Annotated in this window: 24 protein-coding genes; 13 read left to right on the forward strand and 11 right to left on the reverse strand. The window is 64.6% G+C overall.

Annotation, left to right across the window (positions count from 1 at the left end; translation table 11 throughout):
* Positions 1–21 precede the first annotated feature (21 nt).
* From X265_RS24090 to X265_RS24100, 3 genes are read right to left on the reverse strand one after another with little or no spacing between them, the layout of a single operon-like run.
* Positions 22–606, reverse strand: coding sequence for an amino acid synthesis family protein (locus X265_RS24090; RefSeq protein WP_128967057.1), 585 nt, complete (start codon positions 604–606; stop codon positions 22–24).
* Between the two features lie 15 nt (positions 607–621).
* The gene (locus tag X265_RS24095) at positions 622–1,518 is read right to left on the reverse strand and encodes a UPF0280 family protein (protein WP_128967058.1); all 897 of its coding nucleotides are present in this window, start codon (positions 1,516–1,518) and stop codon (positions 622–624) included.
* Positions 1,515–2,972 carry a 6-hydroxynicotinate reductase gene (locus tag X265_RS24100; RefSeq protein ID WP_188637370.1) on the reverse strand — a complete coding sequence of 486 codons (1,458 nt, stop codon included), beginning with the start codon at positions 2,970–2,972 and terminating at the stop codon, positions 1,515–1,517. The genes X265_RS24095 and X265_RS24100 overlap by 4 nt, the downstream gene beginning before the upstream one ends.
* A 243-nt stretch (positions 2,973–3,215) precedes the next feature.
* Between X265_RS24100 and X265_RS24105 the strand changes: the two genes are divergently transcribed.
* Both X265_RS24105 and X265_RS24110 read left to right on the forward strand, forming a co-directional pair.
* Positions 3,216–3,698: a (2Fe-2S)-binding protein gene (locus X265_RS24105; RefSeq protein WP_128967060.1), complete on the forward strand. Its 483-nt coding sequence runs from the start codon at positions 3,216–3,218 to the stop codon at positions 3,696–3,698.
* Positions 3,698–7,210 (forward strand): molybdopterin cofactor-binding domain-containing protein, encoded by a 3,513-nt coding sequence (locus X265_RS24110; RefSeq protein ID WP_128967061.1) that lies wholly within the window; start codon positions 3,698–3,700, stop codon positions 7,208–7,210. The genes X265_RS24105 and X265_RS24110 overlap by 1 nt, the downstream gene beginning before the upstream one ends.
* Here X265_RS24110 and X265_RS24115 read toward each other — a convergent pair.
* Positions 7,207–8,175 carry a catechol 2,3-dioxygenase gene (locus tag X265_RS24115; protein ID WP_128967062.1) on the reverse strand — a complete coding sequence of 323 codons (969 nt, stop codon included), beginning with the start codon at positions 8,173–8,175 and terminating at the stop codon, positions 7,207–7,209. The genes X265_RS24110 and X265_RS24115 overlap by 4 nt on opposite strands.
* A gap of 409 nt (positions 8,176–8,584) precedes the next feature.
* On the opposite strand from X265_RS24115, the gene X265_RS24120 reads away from it, so the two are divergent.
* From X265_RS24120 to X265_RS24135, 4 genes are all read left to right on the forward strand, one after another.
* Entirely contained in the window at positions 8,585–10,324 is a 1,740-nt protein-coding gene (locus X265_RS24120) for an ATP-binding protein (protein ID WP_128967063.1), read from the forward strand.
* A gap of 229 nt (positions 10,325–10,553) precedes the next feature.
* Complete coding sequence (locus X265_RS24125) at positions 10,554–11,132, forward strand: peroxidase-related enzyme (protein WP_128967064.1); 579 nt, start codon at positions 10,554–10,556, stop codon at positions 11,130–11,132.
* Positions 11,129–11,608: an MgtC/SapB family protein gene (locus tag X265_RS24130; RefSeq protein WP_128967065.1), complete on the forward strand. Its 480-nt coding sequence runs from the start codon at positions 11,129–11,131 to the stop codon at positions 11,606–11,608. Before X265_RS24125 ends, X265_RS24130 begins: the two co-directional genes overlap by 4 nt.
* Positions 11,609–11,712: 104 nt before the next feature.
* Entirely contained in the window at positions 11,713–12,375 is a 663-nt protein-coding gene (locus tag X265_RS24135; protein WP_128969386.1) for a flavin reductase family protein, read from the forward strand.
* Between the two features lie 23 nt (positions 12,376–12,398).
* Here X265_RS24135 and X265_RS24140 read toward each other — a convergent pair whose 3' ends face one another.
* From X265_RS24140 to X265_RS41490, 5 genes are all read right to left on the reverse strand, one after another.
* Positions 12,399–12,596 (reverse strand): hypothetical protein, encoded by a 198-nt coding sequence (locus X265_RS24140; protein ID WP_128967066.1) that lies wholly within the window; start codon positions 12,594–12,596, stop codon positions 12,399–12,401.
* Positions 12,597–12,845: 249 nt separating this feature from the next.
* A complete protein-coding gene (locus tag X265_RS24145) occupies positions 12,846–13,034 on the reverse strand; it encodes a hypothetical protein (protein WP_128967067.1) in 189 nt (62 codons plus the stop codon).
* Positions 13,035–13,215: 181 nt separating this feature from the next.
* The gene (locus tag X265_RS24150) at positions 13,216–13,455 is read right to left on the reverse strand and encodes a DUF6894 family protein (RefSeq protein ID WP_128967068.1); all 240 of its coding nucleotides are present in this window, start codon (positions 13,453–13,455) and stop codon (positions 13,216–13,218) included.
* 8 nt (positions 13,456–13,463) lie between these two features.
* A complete protein-coding gene (locus X265_RS41485) occupies positions 13,464–13,814 on the reverse strand; it encodes a Crp/Fnr family transcriptional regulator (protein ID WP_244659292.1) in 351 nt (116 codons plus the stop codon).
* Between the two features lie 35 nt (positions 13,815–13,849).
* Positions 13,850–14,194: a cyclic nucleotide-binding domain-containing protein gene (locus X265_RS41490; RefSeq protein WP_244659291.1), complete on the reverse strand. Its 345-nt coding sequence runs from the start codon at positions 14,192–14,194 to the stop codon at positions 13,850–13,852.
* A 157-nt stretch (positions 14,195–14,351) separates the two neighbouring features.
* On the opposite strand from X265_RS41490, the gene X265_RS24160 reads away from it, so the two are divergent.
* Positions 14,352–14,555: a hypothetical protein gene (locus tag X265_RS24160; RefSeq protein WP_128967069.1), complete on the forward strand. Its 204-nt coding sequence runs from the start codon at positions 14,352–14,354 to the stop codon at positions 14,553–14,555.
* 31 nt (positions 14,556–14,586) lie between these two features.
* Here the strand turns inward: X265_RS24160 and X265_RS40700 are convergent, their stop codons facing one another.
* Positions 14,587–14,730 carry a hypothetical protein gene (locus X265_RS40700; protein WP_164938758.1) on the reverse strand — a complete coding sequence of 48 codons (144 nt, stop codon included), beginning with the start codon at positions 14,728–14,730 and terminating at the stop codon, positions 14,587–14,589.
* Positions 14,731–14,854: 124 nt separating this feature from the next.
* A complete protein-coding gene (locus tag X265_RS24165; RefSeq protein ID WP_128967070.1) occupies positions 14,855–15,481 on the reverse strand; it encodes a ParB-like protein in 627 nt (208 codons plus the stop codon).
* 263 nt (positions 15,482–15,744) lie between these two features.
* Here X265_RS24165 and X265_RS24170 point away from each other — a divergent pair, with 263 nt between their 5' ends.
* The 6 genes from X265_RS24170 (at position 15,745) to X265_RS24195 (ending at position 20,580) form a co-directional block, all read left to right on the forward strand.
* Positions 15,745–16,089 carry a hypothetical protein gene (locus tag X265_RS24170; protein WP_128967071.1) on the forward strand — a complete coding sequence of 115 codons (345 nt, stop codon included), beginning with the start codon at positions 15,745–15,747 and terminating at the stop codon, positions 16,087–16,089.
* A 238-nt stretch (positions 16,090–16,327) separates the two neighbouring features.
* Entirely contained in the window at positions 16,328–16,615 is a 288-nt protein-coding gene (locus X265_RS24175) for an acyl carrier protein (protein WP_007592476.1), read from the forward strand.
* Between the two features lie 10 nt (positions 16,616–16,625).
* The gene (locus X265_RS24180) at positions 16,626–17,096 is read left to right on the forward strand and encodes a 3-hydroxyacyl-ACP dehydratase FabZ family protein (protein WP_128967072.1); all 471 of its coding nucleotides are present in this window, start codon (positions 16,626–16,628) and stop codon (positions 17,094–17,096) included.
* Complete coding sequence (locus tag X265_RS24185) at positions 17,093–18,298, forward strand: beta-ketoacyl-ACP synthase (protein ID WP_128967073.1); 1,206 nt, start codon at positions 17,093–17,095, stop codon at positions 18,296–18,298. The genes X265_RS24180 and X265_RS24185 overlap by 4 nt, the downstream gene beginning before the upstream one ends.
* Positions 18,299–18,346: 48 nt before the next feature.
* Positions 18,347–19,624: a beta-ketoacyl-ACP synthase gene (locus X265_RS24190; RefSeq protein ID WP_128967074.1), complete on the forward strand. Its 1,278-nt coding sequence runs from the start codon at positions 18,347–18,349 to the stop codon at positions 19,622–19,624.
* 11 nt (positions 19,625–19,635) lie between these two features.
* Complete coding sequence (locus tag X265_RS24195; RefSeq protein WP_128967075.1) at positions 19,636–20,580, forward strand: lipid A biosynthesis lauroyl acyltransferase; 945 nt, start codon at positions 19,636–19,638, stop codon at positions 20,578–20,580.
* The last annotated feature ends 2 nt before the right edge of the window (positions 20,581–20,582 follow it).

Below are 20,582 nucleotides of genomic sequence, written 5' to 3' on the forward strand. Positions count from 1 at the left end.
TTTTGAACTCTCTTGCGCCTTCTAACGCAAACCGTCTTCGCCCTTGATTTCGCCGATCGTCAATCCGCCGACGCGCGGCAGCGGACGGCCGCTGTCGGTGACGGCGACCGCGACCATGATCTCGTTGGCGCGCGGCGCGTCGTTGATCTGCACCTCCATGCCGTCGAAATGGCTGCGCACGAAAGCCGCATCCTTGTGGCCGAGCGGAATATCCAGCGTCGTGCCGGGGCCGCTGCGCTTCTTCGACGACGGGATCAGCGCCGCACCCTTGCTCAGCACCTTCCGCACCGGCGCGCCCATCTTGGGATGGAGGATCGCCGCGGCATGCTCCAGCTCGCCGTTCTCGCCGACGGCTGCGGCCTTGCCGTAGCTCTGGACCTTCGCGCCGTCGATGCCGAGCGCGGCTACCGCGCGCTTCGCCAGGAGCTCACCGAGCTCCTCGCCGATCGCGATCAACGGCGAAAGATCCTCGACGTATCTTCCGGCAAAGGGATTTTCGATCACGGCGATCGCAGCGGCGCGCCGGGTCGGTGGCGAGACCTGGCGGCCCATCTCCATCTGCGTCTCTTCGACGACGGTGACGATCTTGCGGATGATCGCGCTCATGCTTCGCTTCCCTGCTCAGGCATCGACCGCGTTCTCCAGCGCAAGCGGGCGCGATCGCTGCTCTCTTATATCCTTGGTTCCGACGACAAGCATATCACCACAAAGCCTGAGCACGGCACCCTCGATCAATCCGCGATCGAATAATTGCCGTGCACATTCCGCGCCAGATTCCAGCGCTGCGGCGATATCCCTCTGTGACAAATGACCGACGTTGCGGGTAACGAGACGCGCACCGAGATCGCTGTCGGGCTGGAGCTCGTTGGCGGGTTGCCTGATAATGCCGGGATGGCCCGGCAGGTCGACCGCGTTGGCGATGATCGTCGCCGCCGCATCGGCCTGCGATGCGGTGGCGGCCAGTACCGTCACCGCATCGGCAATGCCCAGGGAAAAGCTGCGGCCATGGCGTCCGCTGGTTGCGATGCCGCGCACGGGATCGTCCGCATCGACCCTCATCGTGCGGATCACGCCGTCACTGTCAGGGCGGTCCATCAGACCGACCGCAAAATGCTCGCCCCGCCCGAGATGCAGCGCGATGTCGCCGCCGTTGTTGACATAGACGCGGTCGAGCGACGCGGCGTCCAGCATCGCGCCGAGAATCTCCTCGGCCACGCTTCCCGCCACCGCGGCCATCGGCGTGATGAAGCAATCGGAGGCGTAAGGCGCAACAGCCGCATGCATTCGGCGCGCGACCATGCCCCTGAGCGACGTCCGCTCCCCTGCGGCCGCCCGCAACTCCGGCAGCTCCGCACAGAGCTCGTCGAGCAGCCCGGTCAATCGGCGCGCCGCGGCCTCATAGGCCGCCTGCACCTCGTGCGCGGGCCCCCTCGCCTCGATGATCAGATCAATCGGTCCATCCTGCAAATGCAGCCGCCGGCCATCGGACAGCATTGCGATTTGCGGGAGCCTTGTCATGGCCGCGGTCCCGGGATCGGATTCTGCCAGGGCAGCTGGCGGACATCGTCACCGTTCTGCACCTCGGACAGCGGCTTCACATAGTCCATGTGCCCGCCGAGCGCGGCGTAGTCCGACAGCTTCATCGTGAACTCGATCGGCGCCACCAGCGCCGGCGTCGGCACATAGCCGAACGCACCTGACGGCATCTGCGTCACGTCCACCATGTAGGTGATGCCGCCGCCCGGCCAGACATAGACGGGCGCGCCGCCGCTGGTGACGCGCGTCAGCGCATCCTTCACCGAACGCGTCAGCCTCACCGGATTATCGGTGACACCCGCTCGCAACGAGCCGCCGGCACCGGCCATGAACAGCACCGTGCACAGCGCCGGCTCGCAATTCTCCTGGATGCGCTCGACCGAGAACTTCAGATCATCAGGCATCTCGGTCTCGACCGGCTTCAAGGCGTCATCGAGCACATAGTAAGAAGAATGCTCGCCCGTCGTCGAGACCATCAGCATGGTGAGGCCCGGCCTGGCCTCCTTGGCATCGAATGGACCGAGGATCGACAGCGGATCGGAGATATTGGTGCCGCCCCAGCCGGTGCCAGGATCGGCGACCTGGAAATAGCGGCCGGGCGTCGAGCGCCGGCCCTTCATCTTGATGCCGGTGTCGGCGATGTCGAGGAGCTTGCCAGCCTGGTGCTCGCTCAGCACGCCGGTGATGTGGTCGTCGACCACCACCACCTCGTCGACCTTGCCTTGCCATTGCTTGGCGAACATGCCGATGGTCGCCGAGCCGCAGCCGACGCGCATGCGCTCTTCTTTCTCGCCGTTGACAACAGGAGGCTGGCCGGCCTGCACCACCACCGTAGCGCCGCCGTCGATGGTGAGCTCGACCGCCCTGCAATTGGCAAGATCCATCAGCGTGTCGCAGGTGACGCGCCCCTCCTTCTTGGAGCCGCCGGTGAGATGATGCACGCCGCCGAGCGACAGCATCTGCGAGCCGTATTCGCTGGTGGTGACGTGACCGACCGCCTCGCCCTGAGCGCGAACCGTTGCGGTCTCCGGCCCAAGGTAGCGGTCGGTGTCGATCTTCACCTTGACGCCGCAATAGGAGAAGATGCCCTCGGTGACCACCGTCACCATGTCGACGCCATCGACTTCCGCGGAGACGATGAACGGCGCCGGCTTGTAATCGGGATAGGTCGTGCCCGCGCCGATCGCCGTCACGAAGGTCGAAGGCTCGTGGACGATCTTGCCGTCCCAGTCTTCCGTGCGGCTGAACGGCACGAGCTTGCCGCCGTGCGAGACGGTGCGCTCCAGGATCACATGGGGATCGACGCGGACGAGCTTGCCGCCGTGGTTGGCATAGCGGTCGCAGGCGCCTGCTGCGCCCGGCTTGATGTAGCACATCACCGGACAGGCATCGCAGCGGATCTTGTCGGTGGCAGCGCTTGTTGTTTCCATCACCATGTGAGAGCCGGCAGACACTGCGGTTATCATTCGTATACGAACGATGTTGCGCGCGGTCCTGAAAGCTGTCAAGCGGCGCCGCGCGCGAAAAGATGCGCCTGCCGCATAAAACTGCATTTGCCTCCCGGCCTTGTCCACAAAGCGGGCAATTGCGCTGCACTGCGGCATGGCCGCTTGCACGTTTGTGTACAAACGGTATCGTCGCAACATCGACTTTTCGCGACTGCAGGTTTGGGAACGAGGATGACGCAGGCACCGATCCGCCTCACCGTGAACGGCAGCATCCACGACGTCACGGCAGAAAACCAGACGCCGCTGCTCTATGTGCTGCGCAATGATCTCGGCCTCAACGGCCCGAAATACGGTTGCGGCCTGGGTGAATGCGGCACCTGCACTGTCCTGATCGACGGCGTCGCCGCACGCTCCTGCGTGATTCCGATCAGCGGCTGCGCCGGACGCGACATCGTGACGCTCGAGGGGCTCGGCACGCGCGACAAGCCTGACGTGGTGCAGCAGGCCTTCATCGACGAGCAGGCCGCGCAATGCGGCTATTGCCTCAACGGCATGATCATGACCACCAAGGCGCTCCTCGCGATCAACCCGCAGCCATCAGAACAGGAGGTGCTGGCCGCGCTGCGCTACAATCTCTGCCGCTGCGGCACCCACGTCGAAATCCTGCGCGCCGTGATGCGCGCTTCTGGCCAGCTCGCAGAGGCGGCTGATTGATGGCCTCCCCTGTTTCGAACGGAGCCGGGCGGGGCTCGCTCGTCGTCGTCCGCACCGTGGACGAGGTCACGTCCGAGACCTTCGTGCGGATTACAGCCGACGGCTCGGTCACGGCCTATAACGGCCACGTCGATCTCGGCACTGGCATCCGCACCGCCCTCGGCCAGATCGTCGCCGAAGAACTCGACGTGTCCTTTGCGCGCGTTGTCGTCGTGCTCGGCGACACTGCCGTCGTGCCGAACCAGGGCGCGACGATTGCGAGCGAAACCATCCAGATCACTGCCGTGCCGCTGCGCAAGGCCGCGGCCCAGGCGCGACACTTCCTGATCGCGCGCGCGGCCGAGCGGTTGGAGCTGCCGGCCGAAGACCTGAAGATCGAGGACGGCCTCGTCCGAGGCCGTAATCGCAGCGTCAGCTATGGCGAGTTGATCGGCGGCGAGACCATCCGCCTCGAGCTTGCCAACGACGTTGCCGTCAAGGACGTCGGCAATTACGCCATCGTCGGCCAGTCGATGCCGCGGGTCGACCTTCCTGCCAAAGCCACGGGCGAGCTGACTTTCGTGCATGACGTTCGCCTGCCCGGCATGCTGCACGGCCGCGTGGTGCGTCCGCCCTATGCCGGCGTCGATGCCGGCCCGTTCGTCGGCACCAGCCTCATCGCGATCGACGAATCTTCCGTGCGCGACATCCCCGGGCTCGTCGCCGTCGTGCGCATCGGCGATTTCGTCGGCGTCGTCGCCGAGCGCGAAGAGAACGCGATCTGCGCGGCCGAGCAGCTCAAGGTGAGCTGGAAGCCCACGCCGGCGCTGACCGACCTCGCCGACGTCGAGACTGCGCTGCGTGCCAATCCGTCAACGCCCCGCACACTGATCGACAAGGGCGACGTCGATGCCGCGATATCAGGCGCGGCCAAGCCGATGCAGCGGACCTATGTCTGGCCGTATCAGATGCACGCCTCGATCGGCCCGTCCTGCGCCGTCGCCGACTTCCAGGACGGCAACGTCCGCGTCTGGTCCGGCACGCAGAATCCGCACGTGCTGCGCAGCGACCTCGCCCTGCTCATCGAGCGTCCCGAAAGCGAGGTTGACGTCATCCGTCTCGAGGCCGCCGGCTGCTACGGCCGCAATTGCGCCGATGACGTCAGCGCGGATGCGCTGCTGTTGTCGCGTGCGGTCGGCCGACCGGTGCGAGTGCAGTTGACGCGCGAGCAGGAGCACGCCTGGGAGCCTAAGGGCACCGCGCAGCTCATCGACGTCAATGGCGGCCTCGACGCCAATGGCGGCATCGCCGGTTACGATCTCGCCACCCGCTATCCCTCGAACGCCGCGCCGACGCTGGCGCTGCTGCTCACGGGCCGCATTTCACCCGAGCCCGCCGTGCTGCAGATGGGCGATCGCACCGCGATCCCGCCTTACGATTACGAGCACATGCGCGTCGTCGCCCACGACATGGCGCCGATCGTGCGCGCCTCCTGGTTTCGCGGCGTCTCGGCGCTGCCGAACACGTTTGCTCACGAATCCTATATCGACGAGGCAGCGACCGAGGCGGGCGTCGATCCGGTCGAATATCGCCTGCGCTATCTGAAGGACCAGCGCGCCGTCGATCTCGTCAATGCGGTGGCTGAACGCGCGGGCTGGACGCCGCGGCCGGTGCGTGAAGACAAGGACGGCGACATCGTGCACGGGCGCGGCTTTGCCTATGCGCTGTATGTCCACAGCAAGTTTCCAGGTTATGGCGCGGCGTGGTCGGCCTGGGTCGCCGACGTCTCCGTTAACAAGACCACCGGCGATGTCAGCGTCACGCGGGTGGTCGCCGGGCAAGATTCCGGCTTGATGATCAATCCCGACGGCGTGCGCCACCAGATCCAGGGCAATGTCATCCAGTCCACCAGCCGCGCGCTGATGGAGGAGGTTTCGTTCGAGCGCGGCGCGGTCGCAGCGCGCGAATGGGGCGCCTATCCCATCATCCCCTTTCCCGACGTGCCCAAGATCGACGTCCTGATGCTGCCGCGGCAAGATCACCCGCCGCTCGGCGTCGGCGAGTCCGCCTCGGTGCCGTCAGCGGCGGCCATCGCGAATGCGATCTTCGATGCCACCGGCGTGCGCTTTCGCGAGCCGCCGTTCACGCCCGAGCGCATTCTGAAGGGATTGCGCGGTGAAACATCCCCCGTGCCGCAGGCCCTGCCGGCGCCAACCGCCCCGCAGCCATCGCGGATCTGGGAAAATCCCTTTGCCAGACGCGCCGGCGTTTTCGCTGCGATTGCGGCCGTCTGCACCGCGGCGATCGGCATCGCCGCTGCGCTTCTGCCGGGCCGCGCGATCCTACCGATCGCCCGGCCCGATGCATCGGTCTATTCCGCCGCGACCATCGCGCGCGGCGCGCAGCTCGCAGCGCTCGGCAATTGCGCGGAGTGCCACACCACGATCGACGGCATGCTCAACGCCGGCGGCCGCGCGCTGGAAACGCCGTTCGGCACGATCTATTCGACCAACATCACACCTGACGTCGAGACCGGCATCGGCGCCTGGTCGTATCCCGCCTTCGAGCGCGCGATGCGCGACGGCCTGCATCGCGACGGACGGCAGCTCTATCCCGCCTTTCCCTACCCGCATTTTGCCAGGACCAGCGATGCCGACATGCAGGCGCTCTATGCCTACCTGATGGCGCAGCCCGCCGTGCGCGCAACGGCGCCCGCAAACTCGCTCACCTTCCCCTTCAATCTGCGCCCGCTCCTTGCGGGCTGGAACGCGTTCTTCCACCGGACCCAAGAGTTCAAGCCCGATCCCGCCAAATCCGAGCAATGGAATCGCGGTGCATATCTCGTCGAAGCGCTCGGCCATTGCAGCGGCTGCCACTCGCCGCGCAACGCGCTCGGCGCCGAACAGCGCCAGGCCTATCTCGCCGGCGGATTTGCCGAAGGCTGGGAAGCGCCGCCGCTGACATCGCACTCGCACGCGCCGATCCCGTGGAACGAGGACGAGCTGTTCGCCTATTTACGCACCGGCCATTCGCGTTATCACGGCGTCGCCGCCGGCCCGATGGCGCCTGTTGTCCACGACCTCAAGGCCTTGCCCGACGAGGACATCCGCGCAATGGCGGTCTATCTCGGCTCGTTTAACGACGCCGCAAAGGATGGACCCGCATTGGCCGCGAAACTCGAGAGCGCAACGCAAGTCACCGTCGCCTCGTCCACCGGCGCGCGGCTTTACGAGGGCGCCTGCGCCGTCTGTCACGAAGTCGGCGGCCTGCCGCTGTTCGGGAGCCGCCCCTCGCTCGCGCTCAACAGCAATCTGCACAGCGCAACAGCAGACAATCTCGTGCAGGTGATCCTGCACGGCATCACTGAGCCCGCATCGAGCGATCTCGGCTACATGCCCGCCTTTGGGAATAGCATGAGCGACGCGCACGTCGAGCAGCTCGCCAACTTCCTGCGCGGACAATTCGCGCCGGACAAGCCCGCCTGGACCGGCGTCCGCGAGACGATCGCGCGGGTGCGCGCCTCAGCACACTAAGCGTGCTTCTTCATCTCCACCGGCGGGGTGCCGTGGGTGTGGAATGACTCGATCGTCTTCAGGCCCCAGGCCTGGCCCTTCTTGCGCTCCTCTTCCGTCCACACGATCGGCTTCCAGTCCGGCGCGAGGATGAGACGCGCGCCGGCATTGGCGACTTCGACGCGGTTGCCGCCGGGCTCGTAGACATAGAGGAAGAAGGTCTGCTGGATCGCATGCTTGTGCGGGCCGGTCTCGATGTGCACGCCATTTTCCAGGAAGATATCGGCGGCGCGCAGGATCTCCTCGCGGCTGTCGAGCGCGTAGGTGACGTGATGGAAGCGGCCCGGTACGCCGGAATGATCGAGCGAGTAGGCGAAGTCGTAGCTCTTGTTCGACATGGTCAGCCACATCGCCGCTTCCCGCCCGTCGTTGAGCACGATCTGCTCGGTAAGACGGCAGCCGAGGTAATTCTCGAAGAACTCGCGGTTGGCCTTGATGTCGACGGCAAGGCAATTGAGATGATCGAGTCGGCGGACATTGACCCCGCGCGCGGGAAAGCGCTGCGCCTGGTTCTTCAGCGCCGGCTTCAGCTCCTGCGGCGCCTGATACCATTCGGTCTCGTAGTAGAGCTCGACGATGTGTCCGTCGGGGTCGCGGCAGCGAAACGTCGGCCCCTGCCCCATGTCGCCGTCGATCCAGCCGATGTCGAAGCCCGAGCCCTTCAGCGCAGCAACGCGGCGCTCCAGCGCCTGCTGGCTCCGCGCGCGCAGCGCCATATGCTCCATGCCCGATGTCTTCGACGCCGTCAGCTTGAGCGAATAGCGCTCGTAATCGTCCCAGCCGCGCAAATAGACCGACTCGCCCTTTTGGCCGCTCACCGTCATGCCCATGACATCGACGAAGAACTTCAGGCTCTCGTCCGGCTTCGGCGTCAGCAGCTCCATGTGGCCGAGATGGGCGAGATCGAGGATTGGTTCGGGCTGCATGGTCTTCTCCTGAAGCAACGATCGGGAAGGCGCGATCAGGCGTGGAGCGCATGGTTCCTGAACACGAGGCCTTAGATCTATTTGTACTAATGTACAAATGATTAGGTCCCGTCAACAAATCAACGCATGTCGGCCCGCCAAGAAGTCCGGGTCCGCAACACCAGCCTTCCCGCCGAATGCACCGCGGACTGCCCGGATGGTAAAATCTTCCTTAATGCGAATTTAGCGCCCGATGGCCTCAAGAATCGCATTTTCAAGCTGTTTCCGCACCCAAGTATGCATTGGGAACAAAGCTCATAACCGAATTGTCGCACATTTAACAAAGCGGCCGCCTCTGCGGTTTAACCGTTTGTGCAGCCACGGCCGCGCATAGTTGGAGAAACAGTCTGACTTTTCAGGTTCATCCATCGTGACATCTTTTGGACGCGTGATTTCGGTACGCGGATCGCTGGCTCGGGTCGGGCTTCTGGCGGAAAGCCGGATGCCGATCTCGGAAGTGCGGGCGACCGTCGGCCGTTTCGTCAGCATCCGCTGCGCCAGCTCGGTCATCGTCGCCATGATCACCGAGGTGTCTTGCGAGAATTTATCGAGCAGCGACAACTACATCGCGATCGCCTCGGTCGACCTGCTCGGTGAGATCCTCAATGCGGCCGACAAGGCCAAATTCCAGCGCGGCGTCACCAATTATCCGACCATCGGCGACGCCGTGGACCTGATCACCAGCCAGGAGCTGCGCACGATCTACGCACCGACCGGGTCGGATCAGATCAATGTCGGCTTCCTCCAGCAGGACCGCTCCGTCGTCGCCTATGTCGACGTCGAGGAGATGCTGTCCAAGCATTTTGCCGTGCTCGGATCGACCGGCGTCGGTAAATCGACCGGCGTCTCGCTGCTGCTCAACGAGATCCTGAAAGCGCGGCCGAACCTGCGCATCTTCCTGCTCGACGTGCACAACGAATACGGTCGCTGCTTCGGCGACCGCGCGCTGGTGCTCAACCCGCGAAACCTCAAGCTGCCGTTCTGGCTGTTCAATTTCGAGGAAATCGTCGACGTGCTGTTCGGCGGCCGCGCCGGCGTGCCCGAGGAGCTCGACATCCTTGCGGAAGTCATCCCGCTCGCCAAGGGCGTCTACACCCAGTACCAGAACGCCGACCGCCTCGGCCTGAAGCGCATCGATCCCAAGCAGATCGGTTTCACCGTAGACACGCCGGTTCCGTATCGTCTGGTCGACCTGATCTCGCTGATCGACGAGCGCATGGGCAAGCTGGAAAACCGCTCCTCGCGCATCATCTATCACAAGCTGATCTCGCGCATCGAGGCCGTGAAGAACGATCCTCGCTACGCCTTCATGTTCGACAACGCCAATGTCGGTGGCGACACCATGGCCGAGGTGATCAGCCATCTGTTCCGCCTGCCCGCCAACGGCAAGCCGATGACGGTGATGCAGCTCGCCGGCTTCCCGGCGGAAGTGATCGATTCCGTCGTCTCCGTGCTCTGCCGCATGGCCTTCGATTTCGGCCTGTGGAGCGACGGCGTCTCGCCGCTGCTGTTCGTCTGCGAAGAGGCGCACCGCTATGCCTCCGCCGACCGCAATATCGGCTTCGGTCCGACGCGCAAGGCGGTCTCGCGCATCGCCAAGGAGGGGCGCAAATACGGCGTCTATCTCGGCCTGATCACCCAGCGGCCGGCCGAGCTCGACGCCACCATCATCTCCCAGTGCAACACGCTGTTCACGATGCGTCTTGCCAACGACCGCGACCAGGCGCTGCTGCGCGCCGCGGTCTCGGATGCGGCCGCGAACTTGCTGTCCTTCGTGCCGTCGCTCGGCACCCGCGAGGTGCTGGCGTTCGGCGAAGGCGTCGCGCTGCCGACGCGCCTGCGCTTCAAGGAGGTGCCGCCACATCAATTGCCGCGCGGCGAAGCCACGATTTCGAGCGTGCCGTCAGTCAACGCCGGTCACGACATGCATTTCGTCAGCGCCGTGCTCGAGCGCTGGCGCGGCGCAACCTCGCAGCGCGACGTCCCTAACGACCCGGTGTTCTCCGCGCCTCCGGCGAAGACGCTTACCCCCGCCGAAACGCCGATGCTGCAGCCCTCGATGGGGCTCGATCCCGACCGTTTCTCGCTGCTGAAGAAGCCGCTGCGATAGCGGACGGAAGTTGCCTCCACAAATTCGCTGTCATGCCACGGCTTGACCGGGGCATCCAGTATGCTGCAGCGTCTCAATTCAATCACCTCGGCCTCTGGAATACTGGATCGCCCGATTAAATCGGGCGATGACACCGAGGGTGTGGCACACTCGCGAACTATCGCGGCACATTGAGACGCCTTGCCGCATCGACTATGGTTGCCGATCCCCGAAGCCGGAATCCATGCTCATGACAAAACCCGCGCAACGCTTTCAAGCCCCTTCAATCGACGCCCTCCCTGAGGACATCCGCACGCGCCTCCTCGCCGTGCAGGAGAAGAGCGGCTTCGTCCCCAACGTATTTCTGACGCTGGCCTACCGGCCCGACGAGTTCCGCGCCTTCTTCGCCTATCACGACGCGCTGATGGAGAAGGACAGCGGGCTGACCAAGGCCGAGCGCGAGATGATCGTGGTGGCGACCTCGGCGGCGAACCAGTGCCAGTATTGCGTGATCGCCCATGGCGCGATCCTGCGCATCCGCGCCAAGAACCCTTTGATCGCCGACCAGATCGCGGCCAACTATCGCAAGGCCGACATCACGCCGCGGCAGAAGGCGATGCTCGATTTCGCGATGAAGATCTCGTCGGATGCGCAGCGCAGCTCGGAGGAGGATTTCGCAGCCCTCGGCCCCCACGGCTTCAGCGACGACGACATCTGGGACATCGCCGCGATCTCGGCCTTCTTCGGACTCTCGAACCGGCTGGCGAATTTCACCGGCATGCGTCCGAATGACGAATTCTATCTGATGGGACGACTGCCAAAAGCATGATGGATATCGACTGGTCCGAAATCCTGCTGCGCCTTGGCGTTGCGATGCTTGCCGGAAGCGCGATCGGGCTGAACCGCGACCTGAACGGCAAGCCGATCGGGCTGAAGACGCTTGGCATTGTCGGCCTTTCCACCGCGACCGTGGTGCTGCTCGGCCTGCAACTCTCCGAGCCCGGCAAGGTCGTCGATGCCACCAGCCGGATCATTCAGGGCATCCTCACCGGCATCGGCTTTCTCGGTGCCGGCGTCATCGTTCACGAAAGCGAGCGATTCCGCGTCCGTGGTCTGACCAGCGCGGCGTGCACTTTCCTTGCTGCCTGCCTCGGGATCGTCTGCGGTGCGGGCCAATGGAAGATCGTCGTCGTCGCGCTGGCATTGGCCTTCGTGCTGCTCACGATCGGCCGCCGGCTCGAGCGACACGTGCACCGGATGCTCGGTGGCAAGGACGAGCCGCACCAGGAGAATAGGCCGACCTAGCGGCCTTTGCTCAAATCTTCCGCTCGATTATTGACCCGAAACACCAATAATTGCCGCTCGTCGGTTGCCGGCGAGCCGATGACCGTTCGGACCCGAAAGACATGATGAACAGCAGCGCTGATGAACCGGCCGACGTGACGTTCGATTTCCGCGAGATGTCGGCGCGCGACAAATACAAGCTGCTGATCGGTACGGTCGTGCCGCGGCCGATCGCGCTGGTGACGACGGTCGATCCCGCCGGGCGGATCAACGCCGCGCCGTTCAGCTTCTTCAATTGCCTCTCGGCTGATCCGCCGATCCTGGCGCTCGGCGTCGAAAATCATCCGGACATGCGGTTCAAGGACACCGGCCTCAACATCCGCCTGACCGAGGTCTTCACCGTCAACATCGTCTCGCATGCGATCGCCGAAGCCATGCATGTCTGCGCCGTGCCGTTCTCACCGGAGCACGACGAATTACGGGCTGCTGGCCTGACCGCGATGCCGGGCAAGACGGTGGCCTCGCCCTGGATCAAGGAGGCTCCCGCCGCGTTCGAATGCCGCCGTCACGTGACGCTCGAGCTCGGCAAGTCGCGCCAGATCATCATGGGCGAGATCCTGTTCGCGCACTACCACGCCGATGTCGTCGATGCCGAACGCCTGCACATCGACCCTGCCAGGCTCGATGCCATCGCAAGGCTTGGCGGCAGCACCTGCTCGACCATTCGCGACCGTTTCGACATGGAGACGCCGACGCTCGACGATTATTGGAGCCAGCGGCAATCGTAGACGCTGCTCCATCCTTCAGACACTCAGGACGTATGCCCGTCGAAATCGCCCTCGGCAGGCGTTTTCTTGGCACGCTGCGGCGTCATTCTGGGCGCATCCGGCTGACCGGGAACACCGCGTGGCCCGAGCTGCTCGCGCTGGAGGTCGTCTTCGGAAAACGCCGGCTCAACTCCATTGGGTTCGGTCCGCCGCGTGGTGTGAATATCGTCTCGTCTGCTCATTGCGACCTCCTGTCGTGGTTGGCGATGCCCGAGTGCGGGTGGAGCGACTTCAGCTCCGCTGCGGCGGCCTTGGCACGCGGACGATCCCGGCATTGACGCATAAGCGCCGGGACCGCCGCTGAAGCTGCGACCGGCAGCCGGGTGGTCGCCGGCCGCACAGGATCGACGCCGGCGCGATATCTACGTTCCAATATTCCGCCGGCGTTATCGACCGTCGTCGTTAGAAGGCGCGTGCAACCGGATGGACGGCTATTCGGCGGCAAGGCCGCGAACGTTCGGCGGAAATTCGATCGTCACGACCACCGGACTCGCGGGCGCATGCGCGAGCTCCAGCCATTTGATCGCTTCATCGACCCAATAGTCGTGATTGAGGGGATCGGCCACGGCCTGTTCGCGGCAGACGGCGGCCTGAACCAGGCACGCCGCTTTGCGATCCATGCTGTTTTCCCGGTTGTCCACCTCGCGCCACCTCAAATTGTCTTGCGTGGGTGCCGCCACGCTGCGCTCGGATGGCCCGCATGTCGCTAACTTACGTTATCAGCCATGCCGAAATAATTTCGCGATTCATAGGAACAATCGCGCATCGTCGCCCGCGGCTTACGCGGCGAAGTCGTTCTGATCATCCGCTGATCTTCTCGACCTCGAGCCTGATCGAGATCTTCAGGCAGGGCGCATGCTCGTCTTCGCGCACGTCGACCACGACATGACCGGCGCTGCCGGCCACGAACGCCTCGCGGGCGATGGAGGCACCGGTCAGCATGGCTTCCTTGCGGGCCCCCTCCACATCCGCAAAGTTCTGTCCGTCCTCGTCGGTGATGAGGCGGCTGTCCTCGTGGATATCGAAATGGAATCGTGGCATCGGGCGCCTCAAAGGGTTGGCGACTGATGCAGGTAACGGCCGTCGAAATCCGCTAGTTCCTGAAATTTCCGCTCGTCGAGCACCGTGACACGGCCGCGGTTGAACTCGACGATGCCTTCCTGCCGCACCTGCTTGATCACACGATTGGCGTGCACCGCGGTAATTCCCAGGGCTTCGCCGATCTGCTCCTGCGTCAGGGGCATCTCGAAGCTGTCGCCCTCCACGCGGCCGATGAGCCTGAGGCGTTCGCGCAGCTCGATCATGACGTGGGCGAGCCGCGCCGGCGCAGGACGCTGGCCGACATTGACGATCCATTCGCGGAACATCGCCGAGTCGATCAGCGTATCGCGCCAGAACATCTCGGCGACGCTGGGGCTGCGGCGGTGCAGCCTCCTCAGATTGTCGTGGCTGATGAAGCCCGCGTCGCGGGAGTCAGCGTGGTGAGGTCATGGTCCATCACGTGCAGGAACAGGCTCATCAAATCAGGAATTTCGCCGGGGATCTGGAGTGAAAGGATCTGCCGCCTGCCGCTCGCGATGGTCCTGGAGCGCACACAGAAACCATCCACGATCAGGCAACACTCGCTCGCGCGCTCGCCATCGCGCACCACCGCCGTCTCGGCGGGGTACTGCCGCACGGAGATCGGAAGGGCTTCGATCTCCTTGACGTCCTCGTCCGCGATCGCGGACGAGACGCGCAGCCGCCTGATGAGCGCCGCACGGATCGGATCGCTGGGCACCTCGATGAACTCCGATGGCGTGAAATGAACCTGATGGAATTTCCGGACGCCAAAGCGCCGTCACAATGAAACCCGCAATCGCCCTGCCCGGTTCCAACAAAAGTTAAGGACGGGGTTTGTCCGCACATGGTTGGCTTGGCGCCCGAAAGGCCACACCATGACCAAGAAGCGCAATCGCACGCGACCGGCCCTGTCCCTCCAGGAACGCCTGACCAGGTTCACGCAAGAGGCGCGCGCCGCCGCTCAAAACCTGCCGGCAGGCGCCGAGCGACACGCGCTGCTGCAAAGGGTCCGCGACGGCGAAGCCGCCGCGGACATGGAACGCTTGTTATCCGCGCCCGAGCCGCACGATCCAAAGTGATCTGCGCGCCCGGTTACGAGGTGCGAGATCGCTAGTGCCTGACCAGCAGCGGAAGCGCCGGGGCAAAGCGCTCGGCGAATGTCAGAGTCCTGGCCTTTTGAACCGCGGCAAACGAGGCCGAGATTCCGACCGAAGCGACCGCGAGCAAGGCAATGACGAAAACCAGACGGCGCATGTGAGCCTCCTGTGTGAGCTCGACGACCACGATTATGTGGGGTGGCTCTGTTTCAGGACGGTTTCGTCGGCGCAGAAAGTGATGTCGCTCAAGCGCCTGTGATCAGCTTGCGCGCGGGCGCGCCTCAATCGTCCGACGCCGGGCCGCACCAGCCGGGCAGATAGACCGCGTCCTTGCTCTTGGCCGCCGCCAAGGCCTTTTCCAGCGCCTTGTCGAAATTGGCGTCCACGGCCTTGCGCGTCAGCTTGCGGCGCAGAAAGTCGGCCCACAAAAATTCGGAGAACGGGGTGGTGTCCTTGGCGAAACCGCCCATGCGGCGAAGCTCGCCCGCGAGACTGCGGAAAGGATCGTCCTTGAGGTCGGCGACCGATTTCGGCAGGTCGCGGAACGGACGACGCTCGCCCTTGCTATCGTAAGGATAGACCCAGCGCTTGTTGTCCATCACGCCCCAGAACGCTTCGCGCTCGACCATCCGGAGATCGCCGACCACGGTGACCAGCACCTGCTTGATCCCCTCATCGTGCAGCGCACGGCCGAGATGGTGGTGGTCGATGACGTAATAGCGATCGTCCGGTCCGGCAACGACGGGGATCATATGGGTGCCGAGCAGGTCGGACTGCTTCTTCTTGCCATGCTCCCGCCAGCGCTTACGCTTCTCCTTGACCTCGCGCATGCCGACCGTCATTTGCGTCGGCCGGAGCGACAGGATCGACACCGGATGCACTCTCGGCTCGCGCGCGTTGGTGGTCATGATCGAACGGCCTTTCGTCAGGTGTTTGGGTCCGGGTTCCCGATTATGCCATGGACGTTGCGGCGGCAACATGGATGCGAGTTGGGAGTGCCTTGTCCGGCTGGTGTTGCAGCGCAACCCGCGCGCGCCCCGGCGTCGCAATCACAACCCGTTCCCAGAAGCATCCAGGGACGATGATGCGAACGCACAAGGAGAAGATTTTCTGCAACCGGTGTGTCGCTTATGCTATCTAAAAATCGCTGCTTCGGAGTAATCCCCGTCCCATGAAATCCCAGCGGCCCATAGCCTCTGATGACGAGCACCGGGTGCTCCAGTTCAGGCCGCGAACGACGCCCTCCCCCGTGATCCACCGGGGCGGCGGTATCGTACAGCCGCTGCGTGCCGCAGCGCCCGAGCCGCTCGATCTGTCGCGCTATGAACAGCCCCGCGATGAGCCGGACGACTTTCGCCATCGCATGCTCGCCAATATCGCCGCGCTCGCCTTCACCATCGCGCTGACCGCGATCGGGATCTGGCTCGCGGTCAGCATCGCCGATTTGCGCCGGACCCAGGATTGCGTGCTGATGGGCCGGCGGGACTGCGTCAAGATCACGACGCCGCACCTCTAGGCCAAGCGCGCCGCCGAGACCTCCTTGGGGGGCTGCTCTGCCCGGAGCCTTGGGCGGCATCCCCAACCCTGTCCCCGGGGCCCTGTCCGGCTCCATTGAACTCAGGGCGGCGCTCCGATATACGGGCTTCCGACCCGTCCAGAGGGGGGTTTGAGGGCGTCATCCGGGGCGCGACGCCCGCCCACCGTGCCACTCCTGGATATCTGACAAATACCTGCAATATATCAAAGGCTTAGTGATGTCCTCCACATTCGATCAGGTCGCTACGATCATCGCTGAAACCTGCGACATCCCGCGCGACACGATCACGCCGGATAGCCATGCCATCGATGACCTCGGCATCGACAGCCTCGATTTTCTGGACATCGCGTTTGCGATCGACAAGCAGTTCGGTATCAAGCTGCCGCTGGAAAAGTGGACTCAGGAAGTCAACGACGGCAAGGCGACCACCGAGCAGTATTTCGTCCTGAAGAACCTGTGCGCGCGTATCGACGAGCTGGTTGCCGCCAAGGGCGCGAGCGCCTAATCGGGCGGTCATGCAACTCGAATACTTCCACATGATCGATCGCATCGTCGACCTCAAGGTCGACGAGAAGACGATCGTTGTCGAGGCCCAGGTCCCCCAGGAGAGCACCGTCTTCGAGGGGCACTTCCCGGGCTATCCGCTGATGCCTGGCGTGCTCCTGATCGAATCGATGGCGCAGGCCTCGGGCTTTCTCCTGCTTGGCGTCTTGAAGTTCGAGCGCATGCCTATTCTCGCCGCCGTGAAGGAAGCCAAGGTGCGCGGCTCGGTGTTTCCGGGTGACCTGATGACCCTCGAGGCAAGCGTGGCCCATGAGGGCTCGGGCTATGCGATGACCGAGGCCAAGATCCGCGTCGGCGGCAAGCTGCGTGCGAACTCGCAGCTCACTTTCACGCTGATCCCCTTCCCCAATTCAGATATGCGCGGATACATGGACGCGGTCGCACAACGCGTCGGCTTTCCGCAACAGGCCGTATCGCCATGACTGACACCGCTTCGAAGCCCGGCCAGACGGAAGTCTGGATCACCGGCATTGGTCTTGCCACTTCGCTCGGCGAAGGTCTCGACGCCAACTGGGCCGCGCTTTCCGAGAAGCGCGTCAATGTCGACGAGAAAGGCTTTGCGCCTTACATCGTGCATCCGCTGCTGCCGGTGACTTTCGACAGCCAGATTCCGAAGAAGGGCGATCAGCGGCAGATGGAAGCCTGGCAGCGCATCGGCACCTATGCCGCGGGCCTTGCGCTCGACTCGGCCGGCATCAAGGGCAACAAGGACATCCTGTCGAAGATCGACATGGTCGTGGCCGCCGGTGGCGGCGAACGCGATCTCAACGTCGACACCGGCGTGCTCACCGCCGAAGCCAAGGGGGCCAACGCGCCCGGCTTCCTCAACGAGCGGCTGATGAGCGATCTGCGGCCCACCCTGTTCCTTGCCCAGCTCTCCAATCTGCTCGCCGGCAACATCGCCATCGTCCACGGCCTCGGCGGCACCTCGCGCACCTTCATGGGCGAAGAGGTCGCGGGCGCGGACGCGGCCCGCATTGCGCTTGCACGCATCGCTTCGGGCGAGAGCGATATTGCGCTGGTCGGCGGCTCGCATAATGGCGAGCGCAAGGACCTCATGGTCCTCTACGAATTCGGCGACTTCAACCTCAAGGACAAGTTCGCGCCCGTGTGGGCGCGCAAGGACCATTCCGGCTTCGCGCTCGGTTCGGCGGGCGCGTTCCTGGTGCTGGAATCGAAGGCGCATGCACAGGCGCGCGGCGCGAAGCCGTTTGCCAAGCTGTCGAGCGTGGTCGCCGACCTCGCCCGCCGCAAGCAGCCCGGCGACATGGCCGCGACGCTCGAGAAGCTCTGGGCCAAGCTCCCCAGGCGCGAAGGCAAGGGCGCGATCATCACGGGCGCGACCGGTGCCGAGCCCGCGACCAGCGAGGAGCGCGGCTTCCTGAAAAGCCATGCCGACTTCCCGGTGCGCGCGACCGGCACGATGTTCGGGCACACCATGGAAACGCAATTCCCGCTCGGCGTTGCGCTAGCCGCATTGGCAATCTCGCGCGGCGCGCTGTTCCCGCCGAACGATTCCACGGGGACCGAGATTGAAATGCAGGGCGCACCCACCCAGATTGTGGTGGTGGGCGCCGGACACTGGCGCGGCGAAGGCATGGCGCTGGTGGAAGCCGTAAGCTGAAGCGCGTCGCGCTCTGGCGAGTGATGCTCTAGCTCTATCGGGGGACACATGACTGCACCACGCGACAAACTCGGGCGTCCCGTTGTCGTCGTCACCGGCATGGGCATCATGACCTCGCTCGGTGCCGGCAAGGCTGACAATTGGGCGAAGCTCGTTGCCGGCGAATCCGGCATTCGCACCATCACGCGCTTTCCGGTCGACGGCCTGAAGACGACGATGGCTGGCACGGTCGATTTCGTCAGCGTCGATCCGTTCTCGTCCACCGGTCTGTCGGAGCGGATGGCCGAGCTGGTCACACAGGAAGCCCTGGAGCAGGCCGGCATCGGCGCCAAGGCCGATTTCCCGGGCCCGCTCTTCCTCGCGGTGGCGCCGGTCGAAGTCGAATGGCCGCAGCGCCGCGAGCTCGGCCGCGCCGTCGGCAAGCCCGACTTCACTTATGACGATCTCCTGCGCATCTCCGGCGGCGGCAAGTACAGCGCCTATCACCACCGCTTCATGTTCGGCTCGGTCGCAGCCCATCTTGCCGAGACCTTCGGCACCAAGGGCTCGCCGATCTCGCTGTCGACGGCCTGCGCGTCCGGCGCGACCTCGATCCAGCTCGGCGTCGAGGCAATCCGCCGCGGCGAGACCGATGCCGCTCTGTGCGTCGCGACCGACGGCACCGTGAATCCGGAAGCCCTGGTGCGCTTCTCGCTGCTGTCGGCGCTGTCGACCCAGAACGATCCGCCGCAGGCGGCCTCACGCCCCTTCTCCAAGAACCGCGACGGCTTCGTCATGGCCGAAGGCGCCGGCGCGCTGGTGCTGGAGAGCTATGAAGCCGCGACCGCGCGCGGCGCCAGGATCCTCGGCGTGATCGCCGGCTGCGGCGAGCTCACCGATTCCTTCCATCGCACCCGCTCCTCGCCCGACGGCAAGCCGATCATCGGCTGCATGAACAAGGCGCTGGCCGATGCCAGCATGACGCCGGACCAGATCGACCACATCAACGCGCACGGCACCTCGACGCCCGAAAACGACAAGATGGAGTACAATACGACATCGGCCGTGTTCGGCGATCTCGTCTCGAAGATCCCGGTCACCTCCAACAAGTCGATGGTCGGCCACACCATCTCGGCCGCCGGCGCGGTCGAGGCGATCTTCTCGTTGCTCACGCTCGAGCATCAGCGGATTCCGCCGACGATCAACTACGACATTCCGGACCCCACGATCCTGTTCAACGTCGTCGGCAACAAGGCGCGCGATGCCCGTGTCACTGCAGTGATGTCGAACTCGTTCGGCTTCGGCGGCCAGAATGCCTCGCTGATCCTGACGCGCGAACCGGCCTGACCGAACGCAGCATGGCGCTGATTCCCATCAGCACGAAGATTCGTGCGCGGAATGCAGCCAAGGAGGCTGCAAAGTCGATCAGCGGGGGCCTGATCGGTGCCGCCACTGTGGGCATGCTGCGCACCACGCGCTATTTCGATCCGGTCAAGACCTCGGATTTTTTTGCGCGCGTCACCAAGACGATCGGTCCGCGCCTGCGCGAGCATCGCATCGGCCGCGCCAATCTCACTGCCGCTTTTCCAGAGAAATCGCCGGCAGAGATCGAAGAGATCCTGATGGGCGTATGGGACAATCTCGGTCGCGTCGGCGCCGAGTTCGCCCACATGGATCACGTCTGGGATTACGACCGCGCGCATCCGGAACGCAGCCGGATCGAACTGCCGAGGCGCAGCATCGAGCTGTTCGATCAGATCAGGGACGACGGCAAGCCGGCACTGATCTTTGCGTCCCATCTCGCCAATTGGGAATTGCCGGCGCTCGCCGCCGTCGCGCACGGGCTCGACGCCGCGATCCTGTACCGCCGCCCGAACATCGCCTCCGCCGACCGCATCATCCAGGAGACGCGCCAGGTCAACATGGGCACGCTGATCCCTGCCGGCCGCGACGCGCCGTTGCGGCTTGCGCAGGCGCTGAAGGACGGCAAGCACGTCGCCATGCTGATCGACCAATATCTGACCGGCGGCGTCGAGGTCACCTTCTTCGGCCGCAAGACCCGCGCCAATCCGATGCTGGCGCGCCTGCTCCGTCAGGTCGAATGCCCGATCCACGGCGTCCGCATCATCCGCCTGCCCGGCTTCCGCTTCCGCGCCGAACTGACCGAAGAGATCCCGCCGGTGCGCAATGCCGACGGCAAGATCGACATCCAGGGCACCACGCAGGCGATCACCAACGTGGTCGAAGGCTGGGTGCGCGAGCATCCCGAGCAGTGGCTGTGGCTGCATCGGCGGTGGCGGTAGGG

Source organism: Bradyrhizobium guangdongense (assembly GCF_004114975.1).
In the GTDB taxonomy this organism is placed as follows: Bacteria; Pseudomonadota; Alphaproteobacteria; order Rhizobiales; family Xanthobacteraceae; genus Bradyrhizobium; species Bradyrhizobium guangdongense.

Coding starts and splice junctions, on each gene's coding strand:
- X265_RS24170 (WP_128967071.1), top strand. CDS start 15,745: ATGAAATCCCAGCGGCCCATAGCCTCTGATGACGAGCACCGGGTGCTC.
- X265_RS24165 (WP_128967070.1), bottom strand. CDS start 15,481: ATGACCACCAACGCGCGCGAGCCGAGAGTGCATCCGGTGTCGATCCTG.
- X265_RS24190 (WP_128967074.1), top strand. CDS start 18,347: ATGACTGCACCACGCGACAAACTCGGGCGTCCCGTTGTCGTCGTCACC.
- X265_RS24135 (WP_128969386.1), top strand. CDS start 11,713: ATGAACAGCAGCGCTGATGAACCGGCCGACGTGACGTTCGATTTCCGC.
- X265_RS24140 (WP_128967066.1), bottom strand. CDS start 12,596: ATGAGCAGACGAGACGATATTCACACCACGCGGCGGACCGAACCCAAT.
- X265_RS24145 (WP_128967067.1), bottom strand. CDS start 13,034: ATGGATCGCAAAGCGGCGTGCCTGGTTCAGGCCGCCGTCTGCCGCGAA.
- X265_RS24175 (WP_007592476.1), top strand. CDS start 16,328: ATGTCCTCCACATTCGATCAGGTCGCTACGATCATCGCTGAAACCTGC.
- X265_RS24110 (WP_128967061.1), top strand. CDS start 3,698: ATGGCCTCCCCTGTTTCGAACGGAGCCGGGCGGGGCTCGCTCGTCGTC.
- X265_RS24090 (WP_128967057.1), bottom strand. CDS start 606: ATGAGCGCGATCATCCGCAAGATCGTCACCGTCGTCGAAGAGACGCAG.
- X265_RS24185 (WP_128967073.1), top strand. CDS start 17,093: ATGACTGACACCGCTTCGAAGCCCGGCCAGACGGAAGTCTGGATCACC.
- X265_RS24150 (WP_128967068.1), bottom strand. CDS start 13,455: ATGCCACGATTCCATTTCGATATCCACGAGGACAGCCGCCTCATCACC.
- X265_RS24100 (WP_188637370.1), bottom strand. CDS start 2,972: ATGGTGATGGAAACAACAAGCGCTGCCACCGACAAGATCCGCTGCGAT.
- X265_RS24095 (WP_128967058.1), bottom strand. CDS start 1,518: ATGACAAGGCTCCCGCAAATCGCAATGCTGTCCGATGGCCGGCGGCTG.
- X265_RS24105 (WP_128967060.1), top strand. CDS start 3,216: ATGACGCAGGCACCGATCCGCCTCACCGTGAACGGCAGCATCCACGAC.
- X265_RS24195 (WP_128967075.1), top strand. CDS start 19,636: ATGGCGCTGATTCCCATCAGCACGAAGATTCGTGCGCGGAATGCAGCC.
- X265_RS24160 (WP_128967069.1), top strand. CDS start 14,352: ATGACCAAGAAGCGCAATCGCACGCGACCGGCCCTGTCCCTCCAGGAA.
- X265_RS24115 (WP_128967062.1), bottom strand. CDS start 8,175: ATGCAGCCCGAACCAATCCTCGATCTCGCCCATCTCGGCCACATGGAG.
- X265_RS24180 (WP_128967072.1), top strand. CDS start 16,626: ATGCAACTCGAATACTTCCACATGATCGATCGCATCGTCGACCTCAAG.
- X265_RS41485 (WP_244659292.1), bottom strand. CDS start 13,814: ATGTTCTGGCGCGATACGCTGATCGACTCGGCGATGTTCCGCGAATGG.
- X265_RS24130 (WP_128967065.1), top strand. CDS start 11,129: ATGATGGATATCGACTGGTCCGAAATCCTGCTGCGCCTTGGCGTTGCG.
- X265_RS24125 (WP_128967064.1), top strand. CDS start 10,554: ATGACAAAACCCGCGCAACGCTTTCAAGCCCCTTCAATCGACGCCCTC.
- X265_RS40700 (WP_164938758.1), bottom strand. CDS start 14,730: ATGCGCCGTCTGGTTTTCGTCATTGCCTTGCTCGCGGTCGCTTCGGTC.